Source organism: Clostridia bacterium (assembly GCA_012841935.1).
Classification (GTDB): domain Bacteria; phylum Bacillota; class Peptococcia; order DRI-13; family DTU073; genus DUTS01.
In genome coordinates, this window is record DUTS01000046.1 from 1 (window position 1) to 3,990 (window position 3,990).

The following is a 3,990-nucleotide window of genomic DNA, read 5'->3' on the forward strand; positions in this document are numbered from 1 at the left end:
CCGCCACAATATCGATGATATGGTACGTCTTTCCCGCATACGCGGGGGTGATCCTCGTAGAGTGCTGCCACCGAATTAATGCGGCTCGTCTTTCCCGCATACGCGGGGGTGATCCTGGTCTATCATGTGGCGGTCAGTGATTACGTAAGTCTTTCCCGCATACGCGGGGGTGATCCCGATACATGAGATATATCGTAGGCGTTTGGGGAAAAGGAAATTAAAGAGGAGGAGATTATTCAATCAGAAAGGAAAGGGGGAACGCATCTTGACTATCTTGGAATTAAGAGAACAAAAGGGAATTGAAAAGGGGCTTCAACGGGGGCTTCAGAAGGGGCTTCAACAGGGGTTTTTTAATGCCAAAAGGAAAATAGCGATAAATCTTTTGAAGATGGGTTTGTCAGTTGAAAAAGTAGCACAGGGAGCTGAATTAACTATAAAAAAGGTAGAAGAATTAAAAAAAGAAGTTTCACTTTAACTTGCATTTAGCGAAGTTTCTTGTAGATTTAAAAAAACATTATTATGGGAAAAACTAAAGGGCAACACTTTTTAAGGTGTTGCCCTTTAAGAATTATTGAGCGTTATCTGTCTATATGGGATTGTCTTTGTTTTGTGTTTGGCTTCATTCTTTTTTTCATTTTTTGGCCGGATTCTTGTTTCTCATTTAGCCATGTTTGCAAAAGCTCACTTGGGCCGTAGAGATCTTGATATGTTTTTACTACATTTTCAAGTTCGTTTTGTAAATTAAAGTATTCAGTTGTAGTATTGGGATACCTGCTATACATAAATTCCTTTTCTCCTAGACTTTTATGGATTGATTCCGCTCTTGTAGCAAGATAATATTTGTAAAGATGCCCATTAAGATACTCTTGAAATTTCTCCCACATGTTTACGAGATATGCTTGTTCCTTTTTTACGGAGTTAAGGATTGCTTGTGGGGTTGTGTGTGTTAGTTGAGGGATATATCTGCCATCACTATCTTTTTGGTTTTCGCTTACAAAGAGAAGTGGTCTCCCTGTGTTTATGTTTTTAGTTAAGAAATTTTCCGCTTTGTTTAATTTTTGCAGTTCACGATTAAAGACGTACAAGGCTTCGTTGAGATATACTTTTTGGCGATTTTTTATGTAGGAATACGGTATCAGGTGATTAAACATGGGTGGAGTCACATCATATGCGTAAAGGCTGTCGGTATAGTCGGAATCAACACTGGCAAAATATATTTTTCCTTTTCTCCCGGAATGTACATATTCCACACCGGGATTTGTAGTGTTTGCAAAAATTTTAGAAGCAATAATCTCGCGTCTTTCAAAAAAATCTTTGTTTAATTTGTCAATATCGGCCATTTTGCCGGTTTCGGCAATTTCAATTATTGTTTTGGAGACCTCTGAGTTGTCTAATCTTAATCTAAGTTCATCCTCGGCTATTATTGGCTCTAACCTGTTTTTTTTACGGCGGCGTTCTCGAAAATAGTTTAGAATTTTTACTTTTATATAATATTCTATATGTTATAGCTGATATTTGAAGGATTGTAAATTGAAAATTTAGGGGAAAATGCTTTTTGGGTGGAATGAGTGAAAATAAACCTTTTTTTAAATTAGTTAAGCAGGAGAATTTAATCTAGATCAAGAAATAGTAATTGATGATGGGGGGAGATAGTATGGCTGGTGCCCCAATGGCTTGTCCCATGTGTGGGGAAATAGATAAATGGAAAAAGGTGGATACACAAAATAAAGGGTTTAGTGTTGGTAAAGCGGCTATTGGTGGGGTTTTGTTGGGCCCAGTTGGTTTAGTCGGAGGGGCTTTGGGTAAAAAAAAGAGTAGATATTACTGTGGGAGCTGTAAATTTTCACATGAATATCTAGGTTAACTGGTGAGGTGATTTAAGTGAAAAAATTGATAAGTGAGGTAGAGAGGCTTACCGCCAGTTTGGAGGGAAAAAAAGTACCCCGGGAATTAAAAGGCAAGGTGGAATTTTTAATCAAGAGGTTGCAGGAAAGTATTAAGCCTCGGGGCCAATGGCGTATTAAAAGTGTGGGTGAGAAAAAAGGCTTGCTTTATTATTATGAGCAATTGGCTAGTGCTCGTCAGGCAAAAGGCAGCCAGGAGGGTTTGGAAAATAAGGAAAGATATATTCAAGAACGCGTAATTTCTTAAATGAAGGCTTAGAGAATACATACATTTTTAGGTACCCTAATATCTTTTAAGGGGGGGGGGAAGGAGATGTATGTATTTTTTTTTAGGAAACACTGGTTATTTACCATGGCTTTGTCGTTTTTGCTTTTTTTATTGTTTTTGAGTTTTGCTTGGGGACAAGAAAAAGAAAGTAGGGCAGCTATAAAAGCGATGTCTTGGGCGGTAGTGGGTAAAACTATTTTGGTTGATCCTGGACATGGGGGAGAGGATCCGGGCAAGGTTAGTCCAGGGGGTGTTCTAGAAAAGGACATTAATTTGGCAGTTGCCAAAAAAGTAGCTCTTTTATTAAGTCAGGGTGGTGCCAATGTTTATTTAACTCGTGAAAAGGATCAGGCTTTAAGTAATAAGCAGGAAACTATCCGAGCTAGAAAAAGGGCTGATTTACAGGCTAGGGTGGAATTAATGTCCGGAAAAGATTTATATGTGGCCATTCATTGTAATGCTTTTCCGGCAAGTAGATGGTTTGGTGCACAAACCTTTTATGCACCGGCTGTGCCGGGAAGTAAAGAACTGGCAGTATGTATAATGGAAGAGTTAACCTCTTTTCCGGGGAAAACTACGCGAAAAGCTCAGGCTGATGCTACTTCCTATATTTTTAAGCGGGGTAAAATACCGATGGTAAATGTGGAGCTAGGCTTTCTTTCTAATCCTCGTGAGGAGATTTTACTGCAGGATGAGGCTTATCAGGATAAATTAGCCTGGTCTATTTATGCTGGAATAGTACGGTATTTAATTGAACATAACATGGAAGGATAGCAACTTTTTAATATTTTGCTTCTCATGGAAATTTGTAGTATATTGAGGATAGATTATGAAAGGCAGGTGTTCCTGATGTTGAAAAAGGTTATGATTGCACCTCATCCGCCGATTGTTTTCCCTGAGGTAGGAGGGGCAGAAGCTGCTCATGTAAAAACTACTTTTGCCGCTATGGAACAATTAGGAAAGCGGGTTAAGGAAATTGCTCCAGAAGTAATCATTGCGATAACACCACATGGACCAGTCTTTAGTGATCTGTTAACTATTAATGGTTTGGAAGTTTTAAAAGGTGATTTAGGACGTTTTGGGGCACCGGAAGTAAAGATTGAGTTTGAACCAGCCTTGGATCTTGCACAGCTAATTCAGCAGGAGACAGAAAAACGCGGCCTTCCCTGTGCTCTTTTTGGTGTGGAGGATTATGAGAAATATGGATTGGATGTGCAATTAGATCACGGTTTAACTGTCCCTTTGACTTTTGTTGATCGACAGGGTTGGAGAGGAAAATTAATTATTATTAATCTGGCTTTTTGGGAATATGAAAAACTATATTATTTGGGTAAAGTTTTGCGGCAGACTATGGAGGGCTTGAATTTTTCTTGGGTCTTATTGGCTAGTGCTGATTTATCACATCGATTAAAAAAAGGTGCTCCGGCCGGTTATTCACCTCAGGGAGCGGTTTTTGATAATTTGCTGCGGGAATGTTTGTTAGCTGGTACTGTTAAGCGTTTGTTAAATGTGGATCCAGCTTTGGTAGAAGCCGCAGGTGAGTGTGGCTTGCGTCCTATAATTATTGCTTTGGGTGCCTTAGATGGTTATGCTTTTCAAGTTGAAGAATTGTCCTATGAAGGACCTTTTGGAGTTGGTTATTTGGTAGCTTCCATAAAAAAAGGGAAAAAGGTAAAGGAGAGGGAAATAATTACTCCTTGGGAGCAGGAAAAAGGAAAAAGTATGCAGAAGATTACTATACCGGTTTGGTTAGCACGGGAGAGTTTATCCCATTATCTTACAAGTGGTGAATATTTGTCACCCCCCGCAGAAGCTGAG

At 39.2% G+C, this 3,990-nt stretch carries 6 protein-coding genes and 1 CRISPR repeat array; of the genes, 5 read left to right on the forward strand and 1 reads right to left on the reverse strand.

What is annotated here, in order from left to right; genetic code table 11:
• Positions 1-22: 22 nt before the first annotated feature.
• Positions 23-181: direct repeats of the CRISPR family, unit length 28 nt; unit sequence GTCTTTCCCGCATACGCGGGGGTGATCC.
• Positions 182-262: 81 nt separating this feature from the next.
• Positions 263-475 carry a transposase gene (locus GX687_02660; GenBank protein ID HHX96352.1) on the forward strand — a complete coding sequence of 71 codons (213 nt, stop codon included), beginning with the start codon at positions 263-265 and terminating at the stop codon, positions 473-475.
• 103 nt (positions 476-578) lie between these two features.
• On the opposite strand, the gene GX687_02665 is transcribed toward GX687_02660, so the two are convergent.
• Entirely contained in the window at positions 579-1,340 is a 762-nt protein-coding gene (locus GX687_02665; GenBank protein HHX96353.1) for a hypothetical protein, read from the reverse strand.
• Positions 1,341-1,654: 314 nt separating this feature from the next.
• Between GX687_02665 and GX687_02670 the strand changes: the two genes are divergently transcribed.
• The 4 genes from GX687_02670 to GX687_02685 form a co-directional block, all read left to right on the forward strand.
• Positions 1,655-1,864: a hypothetical protein gene (locus GX687_02670; protein HHX96354.1), complete on the forward strand. Its 210-nt coding sequence runs from the start codon at positions 1,655-1,657 to the stop codon at positions 1,862-1,864.
• Between the two features lie 17 nt (positions 1,865-1,881).
• On the forward strand, positions 1,882-2,151 hold the full coding sequence (locus GX687_02675; GenBank protein ID HHX96355.1) for a hypothetical protein: 270 nt from the start codon (positions 1,882-1,884) through the stop codon (positions 2,149-2,151).
• A gap of 66 nt (positions 2,152-2,217) precedes the next feature.
• Positions 2,218-2,946, forward strand: a complete 729-nt coding sequence (locus GX687_02680) for a cell wall hydrolase (protein ID HHX96356.1) — start codon at positions 2,218-2,220, stop codon at positions 2,944-2,946.
• Between the two features lie 75 nt (positions 2,947-3,021).
• A partial coding sequence (locus tag GX687_02685; GenBank protein ID HHX96357.1) for an AmmeMemoRadiSam system protein A occupies positions 3,022-3,990 on the forward strand: 969 nt, incomplete at its 3' end.